The organism is Rhodococcus sp. RDE2, assembly GCF_020885655.1.
GTDB lineage: Bacteria > Actinomycetota > Actinomycetes > Mycobacteriales > Mycobacteriaceae > Rhodococcus > Rhodococcus pyridinivorans.
In genome coordinates this window covers 1,265,835-1,290,734 of record NZ_AP025186.1, presented here as the reverse complement: position 1 = coordinate 1,290,734, position 24,900 = coordinate 1,265,835, and the positions used below count along the sequence as shown (strand labels likewise).

The 24,900-nt window shown below is 70.0% G+C and carries 14 protein-coding genes; 7 read left to right on the top strand and 7 right to left on the bottom strand.

Going from position 1 to position 24,900, the window contains the following annotated elements; translation table 11 throughout:
- Positions 1-63 precede the first annotated feature (63 nt).
- Positions 64-1,062, bottom strand: a complete 999-nt coding sequence (locus tag LPH33_RS06130) for a 4-hydroxy-3-methylbut-2-enyl diphosphate reductase (protein WP_006553909.1) — start codon at positions 1,060-1,062, stop codon at positions 64-66.
- Between the two features lie 99 nt (positions 1,063-1,161).
- On the opposite strand from LPH33_RS06130, the gene LPH33_RS06125 reads away from it, so the two are divergent.
- Genes LPH33_RS06125 through LPH33_RS06115 form a run of 3 tightly spaced genes read left to right on the top strand, consistent with a single transcriptional unit; the run spans position 1,162 to position 3,388 of the window.
- Positions 1,162-1,866 (top strand): lipid droplet-associated protein, encoded by a 705-nt coding sequence (locus tag LPH33_RS06125; RefSeq protein ID WP_006553908.1) that lies wholly within the window; start codon positions 1,162-1,164, stop codon positions 1,864-1,866.
- Complete coding sequence (gene xseA, locus LPH33_RS06120) at positions 1,863-3,128, top strand: exodeoxyribonuclease VII large subunit (RefSeq protein ID WP_033097245.1); 1,266 nt, start codon at positions 1,863-1,865, stop codon at positions 3,126-3,128. Before LPH33_RS06125 ends, xseA begins: the two co-directional genes overlap by 4 nt.
- Positions 3,125-3,388 carry an exodeoxyribonuclease VII small subunit gene (locus tag LPH33_RS06115; protein WP_006553906.1) on the top strand — a complete coding sequence of 88 codons (264 nt, stop codon included), beginning with the start codon at positions 3,125-3,127 and terminating at the stop codon, positions 3,386-3,388. Before xseA ends, LPH33_RS06115 begins: the two co-directional genes overlap by 4 nt.
- Before the next feature lie 44 nt (positions 3,389-3,432).
- Here LPH33_RS06115 and LPH33_RS06110 read toward each other — a convergent pair whose 3' ends face one another.
- Entirely contained in the window at positions 3,433-4,002 is a 570-nt protein-coding gene (locus LPH33_RS06110) for a DUF4245 domain-containing protein (protein ID WP_024103281.1), read from the bottom strand.
- Positions 4,003-4,185: 183 nt separating this feature from the next.
- Here LPH33_RS06110 and glpX point away from each other — a divergent pair, with 183 nt between their 5' ends.
- The gene (gene glpX / locus LPH33_RS06105) at positions 4,186-5,220 is read left to right on the top strand and encodes a class II fructose-bisphosphatase (protein ID WP_229567435.1); all 1,035 of its coding nucleotides are present in this window, start codon (positions 4,186-4,188) and stop codon (positions 5,218-5,220) included.
- A gap of 104 nt (positions 5,221-5,324) precedes the next feature.
- A complete protein-coding gene (locus tag LPH33_RS06100; protein WP_229567434.1) occupies positions 5,325-6,740 on the top strand; it encodes a class II fumarate hydratase in 1,416 nt (471 codons plus the stop codon).
- Positions 6,741-6,875: 135 nt separating this feature from the next.
- On the opposite strand, the gene LPH33_RS06095 is transcribed toward LPH33_RS06100, so the two are convergent.
- Complete coding sequence (locus LPH33_RS06095; protein ID WP_229567433.1) at positions 6,876-7,466, bottom strand: LGFP repeat-containing protein; 591 nt, start codon at positions 7,464-7,466, stop codon at positions 6,876-6,878.
- 160 nt (positions 7,467-7,626) lie between these two features.
- On the opposite strand from LPH33_RS06095, the gene LPH33_RS06090 reads away from it, so the two are divergent.
- Both LPH33_RS06090 and LPH33_RS06085 read left to right on the top strand, forming a co-directional pair.
- Entirely contained in the window at positions 7,627-8,049 is a 423-nt protein-coding gene (locus tag LPH33_RS06090) for a limonene-1,2-epoxide hydrolase family protein (protein ID WP_229567432.1), read from the top strand.
- A gap of 91 nt (positions 8,050-8,140) precedes the next feature.
- Complete coding sequence (locus tag LPH33_RS06085; RefSeq protein ID WP_120281767.1) at positions 8,141-8,569, top strand: carboxymuconolactone decarboxylase family protein; 429 nt, start codon at positions 8,141-8,143, stop codon at positions 8,567-8,569.
- Between the two features lie 55 nt (positions 8,570-8,624).
- Here the strand turns inward: LPH33_RS06085 and LPH33_RS06080 are convergent, their stop codons facing one another.
- The 4 genes from LPH33_RS06080 to LPH33_RS06065 all read right to left on the bottom strand — a co-directional run bounded on the left by LPH33_RS06080 (position 8,625) and on the right by LPH33_RS06065 (position 24,846).
- Positions 8,625-9,989, bottom strand: coding sequence for a PhoH family protein (locus LPH33_RS06080; protein ID WP_024103276.1), 1,365 nt, complete (start codon positions 9,987-9,989; stop codon positions 8,625-8,627).
- A 325-nt stretch (positions 9,990-10,314) separates the two neighbouring features.
- Positions 10,315-11,568, bottom strand: coding sequence for an enterobactin transporter EntS (entS, locus tag LPH33_RS06075; protein WP_229567431.1), 1,254 nt, complete (start codon positions 11,566-11,568; stop codon positions 10,315-10,317).
- 10 nt (positions 11,569-11,578) lie between these two features.
- The gene (locus tag LPH33_RS06070; RefSeq protein WP_006553897.1) at positions 11,579-12,622 is read right to left on the bottom strand and encodes an ABC transporter substrate-binding protein; all 1,044 of its coding nucleotides are present in this window, start codon (positions 12,620-12,622) and stop codon (positions 11,579-11,581) included.
- A complete protein-coding gene (locus LPH33_RS06065; protein ID WP_229567429.1) occupies positions 12,619-24,846 on the bottom strand; it encodes a non-ribosomal peptide synthetase in 12,228 nt (4,075 codons plus the stop codon). Before LPH33_RS06065 ends, LPH33_RS06070 begins: the two co-directional genes overlap by 4 nt.
- Positions 24,847-24,900 lie beyond the last annotated feature (54 nt).

Genomic DNA, 24,900 nt, shown 5'->3' with positions numbered 1-24,900 from the left:
CGACCGGTCACGTGCCGCTTCACGGCGGTGACCGGTCGTCTTCGCTCTACGGAACTACCCGGTTCAGCGACGCGACGCGCGCAGTTCGCGCGGCAGAGCGAACACCAGGGTCTCGTTGGCGGTCGTCACCGACTGCACGTCGTGGAAACCGCGCTCGTCGAGGAACTGGACGACGCCCTGAACGAGGATCTCGGGGACCGACGCGCCGGAGGTGATGCCGACGGTCTCGACACCCTCGAGCCAGGCCGGATCGATCTCCTTGGCGTAGTCGACCAGGTGCGCTGCCCGGGCACCCGCACCGAGGGCGACCTCGACGAGCCGCACGGAGTTCGACGAGTTCCGCGACCCCACGACGATCACCAGATCGCACTCGGGCGCCATCGCCTTCACCGCGACCTGGCGGTTCTGCGTGGCGTAGCAGATGTCGTCGCTCGGCGGATCCTGCAGCTGCGGGAACTTCTGGCGCAGACGCTGCACGGTCTGCATCGTCTCGTCGACGCTCAGGGTGGTCTGGGACAGCCAGATGACCTTCGACGGATCGCGCACGGTCACCGAATCGACGGCGTCGGGACCGTCGACGAGCTGCACATGGTCGGGGGCCTCACCTGCGGTGCCCTCGACCTCCTCGTGGCCCTCGTGACCGATGAGCAGGATGTCGAAGTCGTCGCGGGCGAAGCGCTTGGCCTCCTGGTGGACCTTCGTCACCAGCGGGCAGGTCGCGTCGATGGTGCGCAGCTGCCGGGCAGCGGCCGATTCGTGGACCGCGGGCGACACACCGTGCGCCGAGAACACGAGCACGGCACCCTCGGGCACCTCGTCGGTCTCGTCGACGAACACCACGCCGCGGTCGGCGAGCGTGTCGACGACGTGGCGGTTGTGCACGATCTCCTTGCGGACGTAGATCGGCGCACCGTACTTGTCGAGCGCCTTCTCGACGGTCTCGACGGCGCGATCGACGCCGGCGCAGTAGCCGCGCGGCTCGGCGAGCAGGACGCGCTTTCCGGAGGTGGAGAGACCGGCGGACCGTGTGATCCCGACTTCGAGAGGAACAGGCGCAGACATACCTCCAGAGTACGGGGCGCGTCGGAGTGTGGCTTTCCAGCTCGCGGCCGACGTGCTCCCCGGCTACCAATCAGGCCGATCATCGGGCAGTCTTGGGGCATGATCCGTCCACCGTTCCTGGCACGGGTGGCTGCCGGCGTTGCTGTCACCGCGTACGAAGAGACCCTCAAGCTGCCGAGCACAGCCGTTTCGTTGCCGATGACGACGGTGAGCCAGATCCTGCAGACGACGATGCGAGTGCAGCAGGTCATGACCTCGTTCGCCATCAAGGGCGACCAGTTCTTCGAGATCTTCGGAGCGGAGCCCGCCGAGACCGCACAGTGGGCGACCTTCGACGACGACGGCTCGACCCCTTCGGACGAGACCGCGACCTCGACGAACAGCGCCGCGAACGGCGCTCCCGGCCGGTTCGCCCTGTACTCGATCCCGCCGGCCACCGAAGCCGACGCACCCGTGGCCGAGCAGGCCGCACCGGTAAAGGCCGGCACCGCGACGACGAAGGGTCCCGCGAAGAAGACGGCAGCCGAGAAGTCTGCTCCGAAGAAGGCCGCCGCGAAGTCCGCAGACGCCGAGGTCACGAAGATCGGCGAGACCACGGACACGAAGGTCGCTTCCGACGATCGTTCCGAGATCGTCGAATACCTCGACTACGACTCGCTGACCCTCGCCCAACTGCGTGCCCGCCTGCGCGCACTGTCGGTGGACGAGCTCACAGCGGTGCTCGAATACGAGAATGCTCACGCCGCGCGTACTCCGTTCGTGACGATGCTGTCGAACCGGATCACGAGCGCGCGTAACAAGTGACGGCCGGACAGAACGCGGCACGCCCGAACTCCGCGGAGCAGCCCTGGCCCGTCCGCACCGTGGCGCAGAAGGTCGCCGGGTGGATCGACAAGCTCGGCACCATCTGGGTCGAAGGGCAGATCACGCAGATCAACGCCCGCCCCGGGACGCGGACGGCGTTTTTGACCCTGCGCGACCCGTCGGTGGACATGTCCCTGCAGGTGACCTGTTCACCCCAGTTGTTGCAGCAATCGGGGGTGCCGCTCACCGAGGGCAGCCGCGTGATCATGTTCGGGAAGATGACCTTCTGGCCCGGCCGCGGCAGTCTGGCGCTGCGAGTCACGGAGATCCGGGCCGTCGGTATCGGTGAACTGCTCGCGCGGCTCGAACGACTGCGTGCGTTGCTCGCGGCCGAGGGACTGTTCGACCCGCGGTTGAAGCGCCCCCTCCCCTTCCTGCCGCGCCGCGTCGGTCTGGTCACCAGCCGCGGCAGCGCGGCCGAACGCGACGTGCTGTCGGTCGCGCAGCGTCGCTGGCCGGCCGTGCAGTTCGACGTCCGCCACGCGACGGTGCAGGGCCCGACCGCGGTTACGCAACTCATCGACGCCATCGAAGCACTCGACAAGGACCCGGACGTCGACGTGATCGTCCTCGCCCGCGGCGGCGGCAGCGTCGAGGATCTGCTGCCCTTCTCCGACGAGGCGCTGTGCCGCGCGATCGCCGCGTGTACGACGCCCGTGGTCAGCGCGATCGGCCACGAGCCCGACAGTCCGCTCTGTGATCACGTCGCCGACCTGCGGGCCGCGACCCCGACCGACGCCGCGAAGCGCGTCGTACCCGATGCGGTTGCCGAACTCGATCTCGTCGACGAACTGAGAGCACGGTCGGCGGCGGCGCTGCGCAACTGGGTCCGGCGCGAGGAACACGTGATCGCACAGTTGCGCGACCGTCCCGTCCTGGCCGATCCATTCCGCGATCTCGACCGGCGGAACGAGGAGATCGAGCGGTTGCAGCACGCGGCACGACGCGACGTCACGCGATTGATCTCGTCGCAATCGTCGACGCTCGAACACCTGCGGGCACGGTTGGCGACCCTCGGGCCCGCGGCGACCCTGGCGCGTGGCTACGCCGTGGTCCAGCGGATCGTGCCGGGCAGCGCCCCCGAAGTGGTACGCACACTCGACGAGATGCCCATCGGCACCCAGCTGCGAGTGCGCGTGGCGGACGGCGCGGCCCGCGCCGCCGTCATGGGACACGAACGACAAGGAAGATCAGGACAGTGACGAACGCGGGAACCGACGACGCCAACGCCGATGTGCGGGAGTTCGGCTACGAGCGAGCTCGGGACGAACTCGTCAACGTCGTGAAGATGCTCGAGCAGGGCGGACTCGACCTCGACGACTCGTTGCAGCTGTGGGAGCGCGGCGAGGCACTCGCGCAGCGCTGCGAGGAACATCTCGCCGGCGCCCGCGAACGTGTCGAGCAGGCGCTCTCCCTCACGGACGACGAGGACGAAGACGACGAGTACGAGGACGAGGACTGACCTCGACCGAGCTCACGATCAGGGCTCGGTCGCTCCGACCCGGATCAGGGTTCGAGGGGCTCGGCCCTGCCCGCGGCGGTGGCCAGGGTCGTGAACTCGGCCTCGTCGCCGGAGCCACCGATCAGGATGCGCACGTCGCCGAAGTCCGACACCCAGAGCGCTTCGACGCCCTCGCCGCCGTAGACCACCCAGTCGTGGCCCTCGACGGACCTGGTGTCGGTGGCGGTGCGGGCACCTCCGGCGACGAATCGCACCAGTTCGTCCTCACCGGCATCCGATTGGGTGAAGCGCACGTAGCGACCTGCAGGAGTGATGAAACCGACGGTGCTCGAATCGCCGCCCTGGTTACCGGAAACGATGCTGCGGCTACCGGAGTTGGGCTGCCAGTCCTCGGGCACCTCGGGGTGGCGGATCGGGAATCCGAGTTCCGCCGCGTCGTACTTCAGGCCGGCATCGATGTCGAAGCTCGGCACGGGACCCGCCGTGGGTCCGCCGGGCTTGAACTCGCACTGGCTGGCGATCGCCGCGATGAAGAGGATCAGCACGAGCAGCGGGATCAGCGACCACGCCATATCTCGACCGTCTTGCAGGATGCGAGGTTTCTTGGATGCCACCCGTCCAGTCTGACAGCTACGAAACGGGCAGGTTCAGGCCGGGCGGGTCCGACAGCCCACACCATCGGCCGTGATGAGACAATAGCCACGCGACACACACGGATCGTGCGGGCGCCCTCGGCGCCCGCTCCCTCTGCCGGCGCAACCCGCGTCGACCGAAAAGTCTCCAGGAGGCAGTAGCCCATGACGGCCAGCACCCCACGCCGCGAAGCTCCGGACCGCAACCTCGCGCTCGAACTGGTCCGCGTCACCGAAGCCGCGGCGATGGCGGCCGGCCGGTGGGTCGGACGCGGCGACAAGGAAGGTGGCGACGGCGCCGCCGTCGACGCGATGCGGCACATGGTCAGCTCCGTGTCGATGCAGGGTGTCGTCGTGATCGGTGAGGGCGAGAAGGACGAAGCGCCCATGCTGTACAACGGTGAGGAGGTCGGCAACGGCGACGGTCCGCTGTGCGACGTCGCGGTCGACCCCATCGACGGCACGACCCTCATGTCGAAGGGCGCTCCCGGCGCGATCGCGGTGCTCGCCGTGGCCGAGCGGGGCGCGATGTTCGATCCGTCCGCCGTGTTCTACATGGAGAAGATCGCCGTCGGTCCCGAGGCCGCCGACGTCATCGACATCACCGCCCCGATCGCGGAGAACATCCGCCGTGTCGCGAAGGCGAAGAACATCGCGCACGCCGACCTGACCGTGACGATCCTCGATCGTCCGCGCCACGCGCAGATCATCAGGGAGGTGCGCGAGGCGGGTGCCCGCATCCGTCTGATCTCCGACGGCGACGTCGCCGGCGCGATTGCCGCTGCACGTCCGGGTTCGGGTGTCGACATGCTGCTCGGCATCGGCGGTACCCCCGAGGGCATCATCGCCGCGGCCGCGATGCGCTGCATGGGTGGTGCGCTGCAGGGTCGCCTGGCACCGAAGGACGACGCCGAGCGCCAGAAGGCGATCGACGCCGGACACGATCTCGACCGTGTCCTCACCACCACCGATCTCGTCACCGGCGAGAACATCTTCTTCTGCGCGACCGGCGTCACCGACGGTGAGCTGCTCCGCGGCGTCCGCTACTCCGCCGGGGGCGCGGAGACGCAGTCGATCGTGATGCGCAGCAAGTCGGGCACGGTCCGCATAATCGAGGCGTACCACCGCCTGCAGAAGCTCAGCGAGTTCTCGTCCATCGACTTCCACGGTGTCGCCGGCTCCCCGCCGCCCATGCCCTGATCATCACTGCCCTGATCGTCACCGATCCTTCCGAGGAGGGGCACTGCACCGAGTTCTGGTGCAGTGCCCCTCCTCGTTCGTTCCGGCGGCATAACGTGGAGGACATGACCGACACCGAACAGTCTTCTCAGCAGTTCCGTATCGAACGCGACACGATGGGCGAGGTCCAGGTTCCGGTCGACGCCTTGTGGCGCGCCCAGACGCAGCGCGCCGTGGAGAACTTCCCGATCTCGGGCCGTGGACTCGAACGCGCACAGATCCGCGCGCTGGGTCTGCTCAAGAGCGCCTGCGCCCGGGTGAACAAGGACCTGGGTCTGCTCGACCCCGACAAGGCCGACGCGATCGTCGCGGCCGCCGATGCCATCGCCGCGGGTGAGTACGACGACCAGTTCCCGATCGACGTCTTCCAGACCGGTTCGGGCACGAGCTCGAACATGAACACCAACGAGGTCATCGCGTCGCTCGCCGCGAAGGCCGGCGTCACGGTCCACCCCAACGACGACGTCAACATGTCGCAGTCGTCGAACGACACTTTCCCCACCGCGACGCATGTCGCCGCGACCGAGGCGACGGTGAAGGATCTGATCCCCGCCCTCGAGCACCTGCACGGTGCCCTCGCCGAGAAGGCGAAGGAGTGGCGCGCGGTCGTCAAGTCGGGTCGTACGCACCTGATGGATGCGGTCCCGGTGACCCTGGGCCAGGAGTTCGGTGGTTACGCCCGCCAGATCGAGGCCGGGATCGAACGTCTCCGCGCGACCCTCCCCCGCCTCGGCGAACTGCCGATCGGCGGTACCGCGGTGGGCACGGGCCTCAACGCACCGGCGGATTTCGGGGCGCGTGTCGTGGCCGTGCTCGTCGAGACCACCGGGCTCGACGAGTTGCAGGGGGCCCGCAACAGTTTCGAGGCTCAGGCCGCGCGTGACGCTCTGGTCGAGGTGTCCGGGGCGCTGCGCACCGTCGCCGTGTCGCTGACGAAGATCGCCAACGACATCCGCTGGATGGGGTCCGGTCCGCTCACGGGTCTGGCCGAGATCCAGCTCCCCGATCTGCAGCCCGGCAGTTCGATCATGCCGGGCAAGGTCAATCCCGTTCTTCCCGAAGCGGTTACGCAGGTCGCCGCGCAGGTGGTGGGCAACGACACCACTGTGGCGTGGAGCGGCGCGGCCGGGGCGTTCGAACTCAACGTCTACATCCCGGTGATGGCCCGCAACGTCCTCGAGTCGATTCGTTTGCTCGCCAACGTCTCCCGACTGTTCGCCGATCGCTGCATCACCGGGCTGGTCGCGAACGTCGAACATCTGCGCACACTGGCGGAGTCGTCGCCGTCGATCGTCACTCCCCTCAACTCCGCGATCGGATACGAGGAGGCGGCCGCCGTCGCCAAGGAGGCGCTGAAGGAGAAGAAGACGATCCGTCAGGCCGTTGTGGACCGCGGCCTCGTCGGCGATCGCCTGAGCGAGGAGGAACTGGACCGCCGCCTCGACGTCCTGGCGATGACGCGGGTGGACGAGGAGTCCTGACCCGCAGGGTCCCGGCCGGCCCCCGCCTGCAGCCGCTACGAATTTCGCCGTCCGCTACAGCAACTCGGAATGTGCTGTAGCGGATGGCGAAAACGTGAGCGGATAGCCGAGGGCTCAGCGAGTCGGGGAGTCACCTCATTCCTGGACCACCTCGGTCCCGGCGCCGGGCGCCCAGGTGATGTAACCGAACTGGAAGTTGCTCCGCGCACCGTCGGGGGTCTGTTCCTCGTCGGTGATCGAGAAGCCCAGGTCGCCACCGGCACCACCCGCGGCCTCCCAGGCCGTGCGGATCTCACCCCACACGATGTGGGAGTCGGTGTCGGGGCTCCACGCGATGATGCCGCCCTCGAACTCCGCGACGTAGCCGTCGCCGACCTCCTCCTGCTGGCCGGTCGCGGCACCGAGCGGGCTGGACGCACCGCCGACCTCGTCGTACTTCTGCAGGATCGGCCCGCTGAGTTCGACCTGCTCGCCGTCCGGTCCCGGCACCGCACTGGACTGATCCGCCGCGGGCTCCTCGGCTTCGGGCGAATCGTCGCCCTGCGTGATCGATTCGACGGCGCTCTCCGCCTCTGACGCCACGCTCTCCGCGGCGGACTGGACCGCGCTGGTCGCGCTGCCCACCGTTTCCTCCGCCGACTGGTCGTCGCTGCAACCGGCCACCACCAGTCCGATCGCCGCTGCGGCCGCCACCAACGCTGCTCTGCGTCGGGGAATTCGATTCATCGGTTCGCTCCTGTCACTGAGAGGACGGGTACCTGACTTCAGGGTGCCCGACTCCTCCGCGACACAACCCGGTTTCCGGTGATTCCGTGCCGTGCACCAATCCGCCCCACCCCAGGTCTCCTGCCGTTACCATGCGACGCAGCCGACGCCGAGGAGAACGATGAGCACACAGACCGCCACCGCGCAGGACGCCGTCGCCACGGTGACCGATTTCCTGGAGGCAACGGCCGCCGAGGACATCGACCGCGCCGCCTCTCTGATCACCGACGACATCGCGTGGCACAACACCTGGCTCCCCACCATCCGCGGAGGCTCCCGGGTCCGGAAGATCCTCGCAGGTCTCGCGCGACCTTCGATGGGCTTCGGCGTCGTCGTCCACCACATCGCGGCCGACGACGACATCGTGCTCACCGAACGCACCGACATCCTGCGCTTCGGGCCGGTGCGCATCGAGTTCTGGGTGTGCGGCACCTTCGAAGTGCGTGGCGGACGGATCGCCGTGTGGGACGACCACTTCGACGTCCTCACCTTCCTCCGCGGAACCGTGGTGGGCGTCCTGCGCGCCGTGCTGCGTCGCTCCTGACGATCCTCACCCCACCGCTCCCCTGAGGGCGCCCGCATAGAATCCGTTCGTCGCCGAACCGTTCGGCGACGGATCAGCAGGGAGCGATGACATGTCCGACGCCGAGCACACTCCTGGATTCACGACGGGTCTGGAGATCCGGCGCGAAGTGATGGGTGACGACTTCGTCGAGCGGGCATTCGAGCGTTCCCGCGGCACCGACTCCGAGGCGATGCAGGAGTTCGTGACCGAGCACGCCTGGGGTGCCGTGTGGTCGCGTCCCGGCCTGGACCGGCGCAGCCGCAGCCTGCTCAACCTCGGCATGCTCATCGCGCTGCGCGCCGAGAACGAGCTGCGCGGACACGTCCGCGGAGCCCTGCGCAACGGGCTCGGCCGCACAGAGATCGTCGAATCCGTCATCCATTGCTCGGCGTACTGCGGCGCCCCCGCCGGACTCGCTGCGATGCGCGTGGTCCAGGAAGTGCTCGAGGCCGAACTCGGCCCTCTCTCCGAGGACACCGACGCCTCCGACGAGGCCTGACGACGACGGCGCGCCCGGCGGATGCCGGACGCGCCGCGTCGACCGTGCTCGGGCGTCAGGCGCCCGGAGCGAACTCCTCGAGCATCTCCGTCACCAGCGCCGCGATCGGCGACCGCTCACTGCGGGTGAGCGTCACGTGCGCGAACAGCGGATGTCCCTTGAGCTTCTCGATGACCGCCGCGACACCGTCGTGCCGGCCGACACGCAGGTTGTCGCGCTGGGCGACGTCGTGGGTGAGCACGACGCGCGATCCCGCACCGAGCCGCGACAGGACGGTGAGCAGCACGTTGCGTTCGAGCGACTGTGCCTCGTCGACGACGACGAACGAATCGTGCAGCGACCGGCCGCGAATGTGCGTGAGCGGCAGCACTTCCAGCATTCCGCGGCTGAGCACCTCCTCGAGCACCGCCGGGCTGGCGAGTCCTTCGAGGGTGTCGAAGACCGCCTGCCCCCACGGATTCATCTTCTCGGCCTCGGTACCCGGCAGGTAGCCGAGTTCCTGCCCACCCACCGCGTAGAGCGGCCGGAAGACCACCACCTTGCGGTGGGTTCGTCTTTCCAGGACGGCCTCGAGTCCCGCCGTCAGTGCCAGCGCGGACTTTCCGGTTCCGGCCTTGCCGCCGAGGGAGACGATGCCGACGGATTCGTCGAGCAGCAGGTCGAGGGCGACGCGCTGTTCGGCGGAGCGCCCGTGCAGTCCGAACGCCTCCCGGTCGCCGCGGACGAGCTGCACCCGCTTGTCGGCGGTGACCCGGCCGAGCGCACTGGAGGAGCCACCGAGAAGCCTGATCCCCGTGTGGCACGGCAGATCCCGCGCATCGTCGATGTCGACGATGCCCTCGGTGAACATCTCGTCGATGAGGGTCCGGTCGACCTCGAGTTCGGTCATGCCCGTCCATCCCGAGATCACCACGTCCTGGGCGTGGTACTCGTCGGCGTCGAGGCCGACGGCACCGGCCTTGACGCGCAACGGGATGTCCTTGCTGACGAGCACCACGTCGCGTCCCTCGGTGGCCAGGTTCAGGGCGCACGCGAGGATGCGGGAGTCGTTGGTGTCGGTGCGGAATCCCGCGGGCAGGACCATGGGGTCGGTGTGATTGAGCTCCACGTGGAGGGTGCCACCCTCGTCCCCGATAGGGATGGGCTGGTCGAGGCGTCCGTGCCGCTGCCGCAGGTCGTCGAGCAGGCGCAACGATTCGCGGGCGAACCAGCCGAGTTCGTGGTGGTGCCGTTTCCCTTCGAGTTCGCCGATCACGACCAGCGGAAGGACGACTTCGTGCTCGGCGAACCTGGTGACCGCCCAAGGGTCGGAGAGCAACACTGAAGTGTCCAGCACGTAGGTGCGTACAGCGGATTCTTTCGCAGCGGCGGTACCGGAGGCGTGGCCGGAGCGGGTGGGGACGGAGCGTGTTGCGTTCACGTGGGGCTCCTCGGCCCGGACGGCACCGCCCGGACGTATTCGGTGGGCCGGTGGGTCCCCGGTGTCGTCACGACCACGGAGGCCCGGTGCCGGCCCCCTCGCTCGGACTGTGTCAGCCACACGATCAGGGACCTCCCGTGTAGACGGCACCTGCGCCGCCTACACCCCCGACGCTAACCCCGATACGGGCGATTCGCTCGATGGCGGAGGAAGCGTGTCGGTGAAGATCGCGTTAACGACACCTCATGAGTACCCCTGAACCCCAGCAAACACGGTCGGCTCCGCTGCGTCAGGAACGCGAACCCGTGGATCGCGCGGCGTACGGTCACTCGACCGTCACCGGATGCGCGCTCGGTTCCACCGTCGCGCCGCGCAGTCGTCGCAGCACCAGGGTCACGAGCAGCGCGAGGACCGCCATCGCGGCGCTGTACCAGACGACCGCGTCCGGGGCGTCGAAGATGCCGCCGAACAGACCCGCGACGAGCGCACCGACCGACATGCCCGCGACCTCCTGGGCGGACCACAGACCGTTCACCCGGCCCAGCAGCGTGTGCGGCGTGTGCGTCTGGATCAGCGAGTAGCGCAGCACCTCCTGCACGGCCCCGAACACACCGACGATCACGAGCAGCACGACGGTGAGCGCCAGAACGGACGTGAAGCCGACCAGTGCCTGGACGACGAATCCGAGGACCAGGGCGGTGAGCAGCACGCGGCCGGGCCGCACCGAACGGCCGAGCCACCCGCTGGTGACCGTGGCCGCGGCGGCGCCGAGCGCGATCGCCGCGTACATGACACCGATGGCGACCGCATTGCCCTCGAAACGCGCGTCGGCAAAGGCCGGCACGAGCACGAGCACACCGCCGCCGAGCATCGCGACGACGCCGGCGATCATCACCCCGCCGACGACGCGTTCGCGGCGCAGGAAGCCGGTCACCGTCTCCGCGGGTGCGTCGGCGTCGTGCCCGGCGTCCGCCGTCGGTGGGTTCAGCGCCGGCAGGCCCGAGAGCAGGGTGACGGTCACGGCGGTGCCGATCGCGGCCACCCAGTAGTTCCACGCCACCGAGAACGTTGCGATCACGAGACCGCCGAGCGCCGGGGACAGGACGGCTCCCGCGCGGGCGCTGAGCACGTTGAGCGCACCGACGGCGACGAGCTGGTCCTTGGGGACGAGCGTGGGCACGACTGCCAGCAGAGCCGCGATGCTGATCGACCCGATCAGGCCGTTGACGACCGTCAGGGCGATAATCGCCGGCACCGAGGGCGACGACAGACCGGCGTTGACGGCCAGTCCGACGAAGGTGAGACCGGAGACGGTGCGGGCGAGCAGGATCAGGAACTTGCGGTTGTAGCGGTCGGCGAGCATGCCGCCGAGCAGCATGCCGCCGATCGCAGCGCCCCCTTCGAGCGCGGAGACCAGACCCACCATCGGCGACGATCCGGTCAGGTCGTAGACCTGGATCGGTACGCCGACCATGAGCATCCCGATACCGAAGATCGAGATGGTGCGAGCGATGAAGATCCGGCGGAAGGCCGAGCTCTCGCGCAGCGGCCGCAGATCGAAGAGGGCGCCGTTGCTCATTGCCGGGCCGTCACTCGGACTTCGCGGCGGCGTCGGCGAGCATCGGAGCGATCTCGTCGGTGGCCCACTTCAGCGACAACGCCGACGGGAAGCCCACGGCGTTCGGCATGCCGGTGTTGCGGGCGAGCGAGACGACCGCGCCGCGCTCGACGGCCGGAAGACGGTTCCACGCCTCGAACTTGGTCAGGTATCCGAGATCGCCGGTGGGCGAGACGACCACGAGCAGGTCGGCGTCGAGCTGCGAGATCTCCTCGTAGGACAGCACACCGCGTCCGTCCGCATCGACCTGCAGTGTGTTCGCGTACTCGCTGAGCTCGAGGCCGAGCGAGTTCAGGAACTGCCCGATGCCGCGGTCGTCGGCGGCGAGTACCGACAGCTGGCCACCGGTGTCGCCGATGATCGCGTTGTAGGTCGCGCCCTCGAGTGCGGGGTACTGCTCCTTGGCGGCGTCGAGATCGACCTCGGCCTGCTCGATGACCTCCTCGGCCTTCTCGGGGATGCCGAGGGCCGAGGCGATCTTGCGGGTGGAGTCCTGCCACGGCTCACCGTTGGCGCGGTAGTCGAAGTGGACGACGGGGAACTGTTCGGCGAGCTGGTCGTAGGTGTTCTGTTCGAGTCCCCAGAAGCCGGTGGAGACGATGATGTCGGGCTGCAGCGCGGCGATCTGCTCGGCGATCACCGTGGCACCGCCGTCCATGTTCAGCAGCGGCGGGACGTCGGCGCCGAGTGCTTCGGCCTCCCACGGCCACACGCCGGTGCCGCCGGTCGCCGCGAGGTTCTGGGCATCGACGGGGAGCGCGAGCGGGGTGACGCCCAACGACAGCAGGATGTCGGCGTCCTGCGGCGACAGCGGCAGGGCGCGGGTCGGGGCCGACTCGACGGTCGTGTCGCCGAACTTGCCGGAGACGGTGACCGGGAACTCGCCGTTCGCCGCCGTCGCGCTGCCGGACGAGCTGCCGCTGTCGGTGTCCGAGCCGCACGCCGTGACACCGACCAGCATGGCGGTGGCGGCGAGGGCGACGCCGATCCGGCGCAGTCGCTTGTGGATCCTCATCGATTCTCCTCTGCTGTGGAACACTTCGTAGGTCCGTCGTCCGGGTGTCCGTTCCCGGCGCCGCGGATCTCGTCCTCGTGGAGGGTCGCGGCGAGTTCGCCGATCGACCCGGCGGTGAAGATCGACTCGGCGTCGATCACGTATCCGTCCGCCCGCAGTCCGCCGAGGATCCGCATCACCGAGATGCTGTCGCATCCGAGTTCGAGCAGATCGTCGTCGACGCCGACCTGCTCGACGCCGGTGACCTCGGAGGCGAGGGCGCACAGCAGCTCTTCGGCCGGTGTGGACGGTGCCCGGTGCGTTCGCGGGGCGAGTTCCGGTCGCGGCAGCGCTGCGCGGTCGATCTTGCCGTTGGCGAGCGTGGGCAGGGCGTCGAGCACGACCGTCGCCGACGGCACCATGTAGTCGGGGAGCACCCGCGCGACCGCGCGTCGCAGCGTCTCGGCGTCGAGGGTGTGCCCGGCGGCCGGGACGACGTAGGCGACGAGACGTGCCGTCGCACCGAGATCGGTGCGGGCGAGCACCACTGCGGTCGCGACGTCCGGTCGCGACGAGAGCACGGTCTCGATCTCGGCCGGTTCGATCCGGTATCCGCGGATCTTGACCTGGTCGTCGCCGCGTCCGCGGTAGCGGATGTGTCCGTCGGGCGTCCACAGGGCCCGGTCACCCGTGCGGTACATGCGGTCTCCGGGGAATTCCGGATCGATCGTGTCCGCGACGAAACGGTCGGCGGTGCGACCCGGGTCGGCGAGATAGCCGCGGGCCAGTCCACGACCGGCGAGGTAGAGCTCGCCCTCCACACCGATCGGCGCGGGACGCATCCACCGGTCGACGATGTAGGCCCGGGTGCCGGCGACCGGTCGGCCCGCAACGGGCGCCTCGGCGTCCGAAGCCCGTGCGACGAGCGCGTCGACGGTGCTCTCGCTCGGCCCGTAGAGGTTGTAGGCGCTCACGCCGTCCAGCCCGCGCAACCGGTCCCACATCGGTTGGGAGACCGCCTCGCCGCCGAAGCCGAGCGAGGCCGGGCACCGTCCGTCGTCCGCGAGTCCGTGATCGAGCAGCTGCGCGAGGTGCGACGGGGTGACCTCGACGAAGTCCCAGCGGGATTCGTGGGCGACGCGGACCATCTCGGCCGGATCGCGCTGGACCTTCTCGTCGACGACGTGCACCGCGTGCCCGTCGAAGAGCCACAGCTGCGGTTGCCAGGACGCGTCGAAGGCGAACGACCACGCGTGGCCGACCCGGAGCCGGTCGCGTCCGGTCCGTGCCTGCGTCGGCGCGTAGAGGTCGGCGCGGTGACTGTGGAACAGCGCGGTCAGGCCGCGGTGCAGGGCGAGGACCGCCTTGGGTGTGCCGGTGGAGCCGGAGGTGTACACGACGTAGGCCGGGTGGTCGGCGCGCAGCGGTGCGAGCCGGTCGGCGTCGGTCAGCGGGGCGTCGTCGTAGCCGGCGACCCGCGCCGCGAGCGTCTCGTCGTCGAGCGCGAGCACCGGCGCGTCCACCGCGGGCAGCGACGACGCGAGTTCTCGGGTGGTGAGCACGACGGCCGGCTCCGCGGTGCCGAGGATCGTCGCGAGACGCTCGGTGGGAGTGCGCGGTTCGAGCGCGACGTAGGCACCGCCGGAGACGAGCACCGCGAGCATCGCCGCGATCGTGTCGGCCGTGCGGGGCAGCACGAGCGCCACGCGGGTCTCGGGAGCGACACCGTGGTCGACGAGCAGCCGCGCCCACCGGCGGACCCGGGACGCGAGGTCGGCGAAGCTCCATTCGAGATCGCCTGCCACGAGCGCGGTCTCGTGCGGATGGCGGGCGACCGCGTCGTCGAACAGGTCCGCGACGGTGACGGCTTCGGCGACCGGTGCCGGTGTGGCCCGCCACTGTTCGAGCCGGGCGCGTTCGTCGGCCGGCAGGACGTCGATGGCGGACAGGCGCCGGTGCGCCTCTCCCCCGGCCAGCGTGCGCAGCACCCGGTCGAGTCCGGCGGCGAGACGTTCGACGGTGCAGCGGTCGTACAGGTCGGAGCTGTACTCGACGACGCCGACGACGGTGTCGGTGCCCACATACTCGACGAGGTCGAACGACAGGTCGAACTTCGAGGTCTCCATCGGGTGCGGTTCGGGGGTGACACCCGCTGTGAGCCCACCCGCACTGCGCGGATCGGGTTCGACGAGATAAACGATCATCACCTGGAACAGCGGGTGCAGGGCCCGCGAGACGGATCGGTCGGAGCCGAGCACCGCGTCGACGACCTGCTCGAAGGGCAGGTCCTGGTGGTCGAACGCCTCGAGGTCGGTGCGGCGGATCCGGTCGAGCAGTTCGGCGACGGTGGGGTCGCCGGACAGGTCGGTGCGCAGCACGAGGGTGTTGAGGAAGAAACCGACGAGATCCTCGAGTTGCGCGTCGCCGCGTCCGGAGACCGGGGTGCCGAGGGGGATGTCCTCGCCGCCGCCGTAGGCGGCGAGCAGCACCGCGACGGCGGCCTGCACGACCATGAACATCGAGACGTCGTGTGCGCGTGCGAGTTCCCGCAGTGCCCGCACGACCTCCGGGTCGAGCGCGAATGGCACCGCGCCACCGCGATAGGAGGTGCGGGCCGGACGGGTCCGATCGGTCGGCAGCGGCAGTTCCTCGGGCAGGCCGGCGAGGGCGTCGCGCCAGTAGGCGCGCTGACGCGCGGCGAGCGACTCCGCATCCGCCGGGTCGCCGAGCAGGTCGCGCTGCCACAGCGTGAAGTCGGCGTACTGCACGGCGGGCTGCATCCACTCCGGTGCCTGCCCCACCTCCCGCAGCGCGTAGGCGGTCACCAGATCGGTGAGCAGCGCCTTGGTCGACCACTCGTCGACGGCGATGTGGTGAATCACCAGCGCCACCACGGTGCCGTCCCCGGCGTCGAGGACCGACAGCCGCACCGGCAGTTCGGCCGACAGATCGAAGCGGTGATCGATCGCCTCGGCCAGCGCATCGTGGACATCGGCCGCGGCGACCGAGCGGTGGTCGACGACCACGCGGACCTCGTCCGGCGCGAGCACCTGCTGGTAGGCCTGTCCGTCCGCGCTCGGGAGGACCGTGCGCAGCGCCTCGTGACGCAGGACGACGTCGCGCACGGCCGCTTCGAGTGCCGGGACGTCGACGCGCCCGTGCACCCGCCACGTGACAGGCACGTTGTACACGCCGCCGCGGGCCCCGAGCTGGTCGAGAATCCAGAGGCGTTGCTGCGCGTACGACAGCGGCACCATCGCAGGTCGCGGGTCGGCCGCCACCAGCGCGGGTCGCGGCGACGCCTGCCCGGCGGCCGCGCACCGCTGCGCGAGCGACTCCACCGTCGGGGCGTCGAAGACCGTGCGCAGGGCCAGATCCGCGCCGAGCTCCGAACGGATCGCGTTCACGAGCCGGATCGCAGCGAGGGAATGCCCACCGAGCGCGAAGAAGTCGACGTCGATACCGACCTCGTCGAGTCCCAGCGCGTCGGCGAACAGAGTCGCGATCGTCGCCTCGAGTTCGGTACGCGGCTGCCGTCCGGATCCGGTGTCGAACTCCGGTGCCGGAAGGGCACCGCGATCGAGTTTGCCGTTGAAGGTCGTCGGGACCGCGTCGATCACGAGAACCCGTGCGGGCAGCAGATAGTCGGGCACACGTCCGACGAGTGCGTCACGGACCGCCACCGGATCCACCGCGACTTCCGCTGCGGGAACGATATATCCGACGAGCACCGAATCGCCTGCGGGACGGGGTTTGATCGCGGCCACAGCACGGGCGACACCGTCGACGGCGTCGAGAGCCGCCTCGAGTTCGCCGAGTTCGATGCGCAGACCGCGCAGCTTGATCTGGTCGTCGCCGCGGCCGAGATATTCGAGGTCGCCGTGGGCGTCCCAGCGTGCGAGGTCGCCGGTGCGGTAGAGCCGGTCGCCGGGATCGCCGTAGGGGTCGGCGACGAACCGCTGGGCGGTGAGCGCCGGGCGCCGCAGGTAGCCCTGCGCAACCTGTACTCCCCCGATGTACAGCTCACCGGGGGTGCCGGCCGGCACGGGGCGCAGATACCGGTCGAGCACGTACAGGCACACGTTCGCGCCCGGCCGCCCGATGACGGAACCGCGGGTAGGCGAACCGATCCGGGCACTCGGGTCGGCGTCGAGGGTCACCTCCACCGCGGCTTCGGTCGGGCCGTACAGGTTGTGGACCTTCACCTGCGGGAGCACCGTCGCCGCGCGTGCGACGGTGCGCGGCGACAGTGCTTCACCGCTGCACACGATGCGGCGCAGGCTCGCGGCGTCCGCGGTGGCGGGCACGGCGAGGGTCTCCTCGAGCATCGACGGCACGAAGTGGGCGACGGTGATGTTCCCGTCGCGCAGCAGGGTCGCCGATTCGACGGGATCGCGGTGCGCGTCGGGTCCGCCGACGACGACGCTCGCACCGTCGACGAACGGCGCGAACAACTCCCACACCGACACGTCGAAGGTCGCGGGTGTGCGCAGCAGCACCCGGTCGTCGGGCGAGGCGGGCAGTTCGCGGCGCACCCATTCGAGCCGGTTCGCCACGGCGCGGTGCGACACGGCGACGCCCTTGGGCAGACCCGTCGACCCCGAGGTGTAGATGACGTAGAGCGGGTGGTCGAGGGTGAGCGGCGCGATCCGGTCGGTGTCGGTGACCGACTCCGGGCTGCGGGCGTCGATGCGGGCACGCACCTCGGTGTCGTCGAGGTCGAGTCGCGGATGCTCGCCGGGCAGTTCGATGTCGCTGCGCGTCAGCACGACTCGCGGATGCGCATCGCCGAGCAGGTACTCGATGCGCGTTTCGGGCAGCGTGGTGTCGATCGGCTGGTAGGCCGCACCGGACTTCACGACGGCGTGGATCGCGACGACCTGCCCCACGGAGCGGGGCACCGCGACCGCGACGATCGCACCCGGACCGGCGCCGAGCGCGACGAGTTCGCGGGCGAGGCGGTTCGAGGCGGCGTCGAGGGCGGCATGGGTGAGGGTGTGGTCGGCCGCGACGAGAGCCGGCCGTTCGGCGTGCTCGGCGGCGCTGCGGGCGAGCACCTCGCTCAGCGGGGCGAGAGCGAAGTCGACGCGCTCGCCGGTGCCGACGGCGAGTTGTCCCGCGGCCTCGTCGGCGTCGAGGATCGCGACGTCGCCGATCCGGGCCGCGGGTGCGCTCGCGACCTGATCGAGCAGAGTGAGCAGCGCGGCGAGAAGCGTGTCGGCCATGGTGGCGTCGAACAGGTCGGTCGCGTACTCGACCGATACGGCGACCTCGCCGGTGTCCGGGGCGTCGACGAAGGTGAGGTTGAGGTCGAACTTGGCGCGGACGTTGCTCAGCGGTTCCCAGCGGGTGGGCACACCGAGCAGGTCGGGCAGCTGCGCGGGGCGCTGCAGGTAGCTCATCATCACCTGGAACAGCGGGTTCCGTCCCTCGACGCGCGGCGGTGCGAGTCGCTCGACGAGCTGCTGGAAGGGCACCTCCTGGTGCGCCATCGCCGCGAGATCGGTCTCGCGCACCCGGTCGAGGAGTTCGGCGAAGGTGGGCTCGCCGGACAGATCGGTGCGCAGCACCAGGGTGTTGACGAAGAAACCGACGAGTTCGTCGAGTGCGGTGTCGGAACGGCCCGAGACGGGGGTGCCGACGACGATGTCGTCGCCCGCGCCGAGCCGGGAGAGCAGTGCCGCGACGGCCGCGTGCAGCGCCATGAACATCGTGCCGCCGCGGGCATCCGCGACCGTGCGCAGGCGGGCGGCGATGTCGGCGGGGACCGTCGCGGTGGTGTTGCCCGCCGCTCCGGTCGTCCGCGCGGGGCGGGGCCGGTCGGTGGGCAGGACGATCTCGTCGGGCAATTGCGCGAGAGTGTCGGTCCAGTAGTCGATCTGGGTGTCGATCCGGCCGGCCTCGATCAGTTCGCGCTGCCACAGCGTGTAGTCGGCGTACTGGACGGGCAGCGGAGGCCATTCGGGTGTCGCGCCGGCCGACCGGGCTTGGTAGGCGCGGGTGAGGTCGCCGAGCAGCGGCGCATCCGACCATTCGTCGGTCGCGATGTGGTGCAGCACCACTGCGAGGACGTGCCGGTCGGGCGCGACGCGCACCAGCACCACGCGCAGCGGCGGGTCGGTGTGCAGATCGAACGACGCGGTGAGCCGCTCGGTGAGCAGCGCCCGGACGGCATCCTCGGACTCTGTCTCGTGCAGTTCGAAGCGCACGGCCTCGGGCGTGTCCAGGATCCGCTGGTAGGGCGTGCCGTCCTCGGAATCGACGACGGTGCGCAGACTCTCGTGACGTTCCACGACGTCGGCGACCGCCGCGACGAGGGCATCGGCGTCCACCGCGCCGTCGAGGCGGGCGACGTGCGCGTAGTGGTAGGCGAGGCTGTCGTCCTGCAACTGCTGGAGCAGCCACAGGCGTTCCTGGGCGGCCGACAGCGGCACCCGGTCGGGGCGCGTCCGCGCGGTGATCGGCGGGAGCGCCGCTGCGGCGCCGGGGATGCGGCGGGCGAGTTCCTCGACGCTGCGAGCCTCGAACAGGTCGCGGATGGTGACGTCCACACCGAGTTCGGAGCGGATGCGGCCGACAATCCGCATGGCGATCATCGAGTGCCCGCCGAGTTCGAAGAAGTCGTCGTCGGCGCCGACCTCGTCGACCCCGAGGACGTCGGCGAAGACCTCGCACAGGACCTTCTCGGTCTCGGTGCGCGGGGCGCGTCCACCGAGGCCCGTGGCGGCCTGCGGTTCGGGCAGGGCGCGGGTGTCGAGCTTGCCGTTGACGGTCATCGGCACGGAATCGATGAGCTGTACCCCGGCCGGGACCATGTAGTCGGGCAACTGGGCGCGCAGGTGGGCGACGAGCCGCGACGACAGGTCGGACGGGTCACCGTCACCGACCGGAACGGCGTAGGCGGCAAGTCGTTTCGTGCCGGGCACGAGCGGGTCGTCGACGGCGATCACCGCCGCGGTACCGACCTCGGGGTGCTCCTCGAGCACAGCCGCGATCTCGTGCAGTTCGACGCGGTAACCGCGGATCTTGACCTGGTCGTCGACGCGGCCGAGATAGTCGAGGTTGCCGTCGGTGCGGCGGCGCATGAGGTCGCCGGTGCGGTACATGCGGCCACCGGCCGACCACGGATCGGCGACGAAGCGGTCGGAGGTGAGCCCGAAACGGTTCAGATAGCCGCGCGCGAGACCCACACCCGCGATGTACAATTCGCCGACGACACCGTCGACGACGGGTCGCAGCCACGGATCGAGGATGTAGGCGCGGGTCGCGCGGATGGGGACGCCGACCGTGGGGGTCGCGCTGTCGTCGGTGCCGCCACCGAGGGTGTTGATGGTGTACTCGGTGGGGCCGTACAGGTTGTACCCGAGGGTGCCATCGGTCTCGCGCAGGCGCGTCCACACCGAATCCGACACGGCCTCACCGCCGAGCAGAACGAGCGGCGGGCGGTGCTGTCCCGGACCCTCGTCGAGCATGCCGTCCGCGATCAGCTGCGTCGCGTAGGTGGGGGTGACGTTGACGACGTCGATGGCGTGGGTGTTGCAGTACTCGACGAGCGCGGTGGCGTCGCGACGCAGGTCCTCGTCGCAGACGTGCACCTCGTGGCCCTCGACGAGCCAGAGCAGTTCCTCCCACGACATGTCGAAAGCGAACGACACGGTGTGCGCGACCCGCATCCGGCGTCCGTCCACCGACGAGACCACCGGATCGAAGATCTCGTCCTGGTGGTTGCGCTGCATGTTGGTCAGGCCCCGATAGGGGGTGACCACGCCCTTCGGCTTGCCGGTGGACCCCGAGGTGTAGATGACGTAGGCGGGGTGCTCGAGCCGGCCCGGGCGACCCGGGGCGAAGGCACCGAGTTCGGCGTCGGTCAACGGCGCGGTACTCGCGGCGAGGGGCTCGTCCAGGCGGATGCTGCGGTCGGCGGGCAGGCCGAGACGGTTCTGCACCGCGGTCGTGGTGAGGAACAGCGCCGGCAGCGCGTCGTCGATGACGGTGCGCAGACGCTCGTCGGGCTGGTCGAGTTCGAGCGGCAGGTAGGCGGCACCGGTGCGCAGGATCGCGAAGAGCGCGACGACGGTGTCGATGCTGCGGGGCAGACCGAGGCACACGATGGTCTCGGGTCCCGCTCCCCCGGCGATGAGGGTGCGGGCGAGCGCTTCGACGCGGCCGGCGAGTTCGCCGTAGGTGCTGCTCTGTTCACCGGAGACGAGGGCGATGCGGTCGGCGTCGGTCGCGGCGCGGGCGATGAGCATCTCGGCGACGGTGACGTCCTCGACCTCGGGGATCTCGGCGCGCAGCCGGGCGTCGGTGACGGTGTGTTCGGCGGCCGTCAGTGCGGGCACGGACGCGACCGGCAGATCGACTCCGCGGGCGACGAAGTCGAGCAGCGCCACGAAGCGGTCGTGCAGGGCCCGGGCACGCGCACCGTCGACGACGTCGGGCCGGTAGTCGATCTTGACGTGCATGGTCCGCCCCGGCGACACGACGATCGCGAGGGGATAGTGCGTGTGGTCGAGGCTGTCCTCGGCGAGGATGTCGTGCCGCGCGGACTGCCGGGCCATCTCGTCGGCGTCCTTGAAGTTCTGCAGTACGAACAGGGTGTCGAACAGTTCGGAATGACCGACGGCGCGGAGGATGTCGCCGAGTCCGAGATACTCGAACTCTATGCGGTCGGCGTACTCGTCCTGCATGCGGCGCAGCAGGTCCGCGACGGTCTCGGCGCCGGACAGGCGCACCCGCACCGGGACGGTGTTGAGGAACATGCCGACCACGCGGTCGAGTCCGACGATCTCGGTGGGCCGCCCGGCGACGGTGGAGCCGAACACGACGTCGGTGCTGCCGGATTCGGCGGCGAGCAGCAGGCCGACGACGGCGTTCATCAACGCGTTGAGGGTGACGCCCGTGCTGCGGGCCCGATCGCGCAGTGTCGCGGTGAGCGTCTCGTCGATGTACGACTCGATGCGCAGCGGCACGATGGCGGCGCGGTCGCGGGTGGATCCGGCGAGCAGCGTGGGCTTGTCGAAACCGGCGAACTCGTCGCGCCAGGCCTGCTCGGCGGCGGCGCGGTCGCGGGCGGCGAGCCACTGCAGGTAGTCGGTGAAACCCGCTTCGGGCGCCGCGATTTCGTCACCGGCGTAGCGGGCGAGCAGTTCGTCGACGAACAGCGCACCGGACCAGCCGTCCCACAGGATGAATTCGCGGTTGACGACGAGACGGTCGATGCCGTCGAGGTGCAGCAGCAGCATGCGCCACAGCGGCGGGGACGCGAGGTCGAACGGCTGCAGCCGATCCTCCTCGATGAGTTTCTCGGCGCGGGCCTGCTGCTCGGCGGGGTCGAGGTCGGTGAGGTCGACCTCGGTGAACGGCACCTCGAGATCCGCCGCGCCGATGAACTGCACCGGGTCGGCCAGACCGTCGTCGGTGAAACCGGCACGCACGGTGGGGTTCTCGGCGAGCAGACGTGCGGCGGCGCGGCGCAGGCGTTCGACGTCGAGGCGGTGGCCGAAGTCGAGCGAGAACTGGGCGGTGTAGATGTCCTTCGACGAGTCGAAGACCGACTGGAAGTACAGGCCGCGCTGCAGCGGCGACAGCGGCCAGATGTCCTCGATCCGCACGGGCGCGATCCGTGCGACGCGGTCGATCTCGGTCTGCGTGAGCGTGACGTGCCCGAGATCGGACGGAGTGAGACAGGTCCGCCCCAAAGCTGCGTCGGCGCGGCCGAGGAGATCGTCGAATGCCGCGCGCCATGCCTCGGCGAGCCCGGCCACGAGATCGGGATCGAGCGCCTCGTCGGCGGTGAGATGCACCGTGGCGCCGCCGGTTCCCCGTTCGACGTGGATATCGAGCAGGTAGTTGCCGATGCGGTCTCCGCCGCTCCGCACGAGCACCTGTGGCTGTCCGAGCGGCGCGAGGGCCGGTCCGGCCTGGACGTTGGCGTAACGCAGCATCGGCCAGCCGATGCCCCGGTCGGGGGCTGCGCGCAGGCGTTCCTTCGCGGTGCGCAGGGCGTCGAGCGGATCGGTGGCGAGCGCCAGCCGCACCGGCGTCGTCCAGTCGAGCGCGCCGACGGTGCGGGTGAGGTCGGCGTCGGGGGCCAGTGCGATGCGGCCGTCGCGGACGATGTCGACGAGCAGTTCACCGTCGCCGCTCTCGCGGGTGTTCGCGACCGCGGCTGCGGTCACCGCGGTCCACACATCGGTCGAGACGCCCGAGACGAGACCGGCCACTGCGGTGGTCGCCATGGAGAATTCGTCGTCGGTCAGGGTGAGGGTCACAGGCGTCCGTGTGCGGCCGGTGGCCACCGCTGCGGCGAACTCGGCACCGGGTGCGACGGTGGTCATCCAGTCGGGAAGCTCGGCGAGTCGCTGCGGGGAGGCGGCCTGCTCGGTGAAGACGCGGGCGTGGGTCGCGGGCGAGGTGGGCACGGGCGGCAGCACGATCTGCGTGCCGCGCCGGGCGGCGCGCAGGGCACGGTGCAGGTCGGCGGTGACGATCGACCAGGACGTCTCGTCGACGAGCCCGGCGGGGGCGAGGAAGACCAGTTCCCCGGCGCTCTCGTCCGCAGCGGTGAGCCGCACCGCGGTCAGGACCCGGCCGGCGGTGGCGTCGGGGCGCAGGGGCAGGTCGGCGGTCGCGGTTCCCACCGGCAGGGCGGCGTTCGCGACGAGGGTCCGGACGTCGACGGCGGCGGTGTCGTTCACCGACAGCAGCCACAGCACCGGTGCCGGTGCGGTGAGGGTCGTCCGCAGCGCCGGGTGGTGCTCGACCACGGCGGCGACCGCGGCGAGCACGGCGTCGTCGGTGAGATCCTCCGGAGCCGGGACGCGGTATTCGCGCAGGTCGGCGTCCACGGAGAGTCCGGCGTCGCGGCGTCGCGCGGTGGCCGGCAGCAGCGCGAGCGGTCCGGCGGCGGTGTCCTCGTGGTCGGCCTCGGAGCTGTCGCCGAGGGCCGGCGCCGGGGCGACGTCGAAGGTGCCGAGCGGCGCGTCGAGGTCGTCGAGGATCGCGGCGAGGAAGTCGTCGAGATCGGCGGCGCAGCGCTGCGCGAGCGGTGCGTCGTCGGCATGACCGCGCAGTCCGATCTCGATCGGGTGCCCGGCCTTCTCGAGCACGAGGATGAATTCCAGTTCGCCGACCGGCCCGGAGGACAGCATGTGCGCCTGCGATTCCCGCCCGACCGAGTACCGCGAGGCAGCTGCGGGCATGATGTTCACGCCGACGGTCGGGGGCCGCCAGTCCGGGTCGATCTCGGCGAGTTCGCGACCGAGATCCTCACCGCGGTACCGGCCGTGTTTGAGCAGGCCGAGCAGTTTGCCGTCGATCACCTCGGCGACGTCGGCCAGGCGCGCGTCGTCGGGAACGTCGAAGCGCAGGGGCAGGACGCTGGCGACCATCGCGGGCACGGTGCGCAGTTCGCGGGTGCCGCGCGCGGTCGTGGGCAGGCTGATCACCACGTCACGGCGGCGGGTGGCCCGGGCCAGATAGGTGCCGAGGAGGGCGATGAGCACGGTGGCGGGCCGGGTGCCGTGGGCCTTGGCGTACCGCTCGAGCCGGCCGCGTCCGTCGGCGTCGATGTGCGACCAGGCGACGAGTTCTCCGGGGCTCGACAGGCGACCAGAGCCGAGCAGGCGCGTCACCTGCGGGAGGTCGGCGAGTTCGTCGAGCCAGTAGCGGCGGTCGAGTTCGCGTTGTTCGCTCGCGACGTACTCCTCGTCGACGCGCACGTACCGTTCGAGCGTCCACTCCGCGGCGCGGTCGGGACCCTTGCCTTCGACGTACGCCCTGGTCATCGCGGTGGTCGCGAAACCGATGCCGTAGCCGTCATTCACGATGTGGTGGTACTGCTGGTACAGCCGTACGGTGTCGTCGGAGAGGCGGTGGATGGCGAATCGGAACAGCAGGTCGCGGGCTAGATCTTGCGGTTCGTTCATCGTGGCGCGCATCCAGCGGTCGGACGCCGCGGCCGGGTCGTCCTCGCCGCGGAAGTCGATGACCGGCAGGTCCCACTCGCGGGTCGCGCGCCGGATCTGGACGACATTGCCGTCGGCGTCGACGTCGAAGTTGACGTGCAGGGTCTCGGCGGCGTCGAGGACCGAGTGGATCGCCGTGATCATCCGGTCGATGTCGATGTCGTCACCGATGGTCTCGGTGTACATGCCGGTGTTGTAGAGGTGCCCGGTGGCGTCGAGCTGATGACCGAAATAGATGGTCCGCTGCGCGCGCGTGACGGAATACACCGACTGCATCGAATTTTCTCTCTCCCACGGATGCCGCGACGAACCGCAGGCGCATACCGACTA

What these genes read in the sequence shown, in the direction of transcription:
- LPH33_RS06130 (WP_006553909.1), bottom strand. Translation starts at nt 1,062, where the DNA reads ATGTCTGCGCCTGTTCCTCTCGAAGTCGGGATCACACGGTCCGCCGGT.
- LPH33_RS06125 (WP_006553908.1), top strand. Translation starts at nt 1,162, where the DNA reads ATGATCCGTCCACCGTTCCTGGCACGGGTGGCTGCCGGCGTTGCTGTC.
- glpX (WP_229567435.1), top strand. Translation starts at nt 4,186, where the DNA reads ATGACGGCCAGCACCCCACGCCGCGAAGCTCCGGACCGCAACCTCGCG.
- LPH33_RS06100 (WP_229567434.1), top strand. Translation starts at nt 5,325, where the DNA reads ATGACCGACACCGAACAGTCTTCTCAGCAGTTCCGTATCGAACGCGAC.
- LPH33_RS06095 (WP_229567433.1), bottom strand. Translation starts at nt 7,466, where the DNA reads ATGAATCGAATTCCCCGACGCAGAGCAGCGTTGGTGGCGGCCGCAGCG.
- LPH33_RS06090 (WP_229567432.1), top strand. Translation starts at nt 7,627, where the DNA reads ATGAGCACACAGACCGCCACCGCGCAGGACGCCGTCGCCACGGTGACC.
- LPH33_RS06085 (WP_120281767.1), top strand. Translation starts at nt 8,141, where the DNA reads ATGTCCGACGCCGAGCACACTCCTGGATTCACGACGGGTCTGGAGATC.
- entS (WP_229567431.1), bottom strand. Translation starts at nt 11,568, where the DNA reads ATGAGCAACGGCGCCCTCTTCGATCTGCGGCCGCTGCGCGAGAGCTCG.
- LPH33_RS06070 (WP_006553897.1), bottom strand. Translation starts at nt 12,622, where the DNA reads ATGAGGATCCACAAGCGACTGCGCCGGATCGGCGTCGCCCTCGCCGCC.
- LPH33_RS06065 (WP_229567429.1), bottom strand. Translation starts at nt 24,846, where the DNA reads ATGCAGTCGGTGTATTCCGTCACGCGCGCGCAGCGGACCATCTATTTC.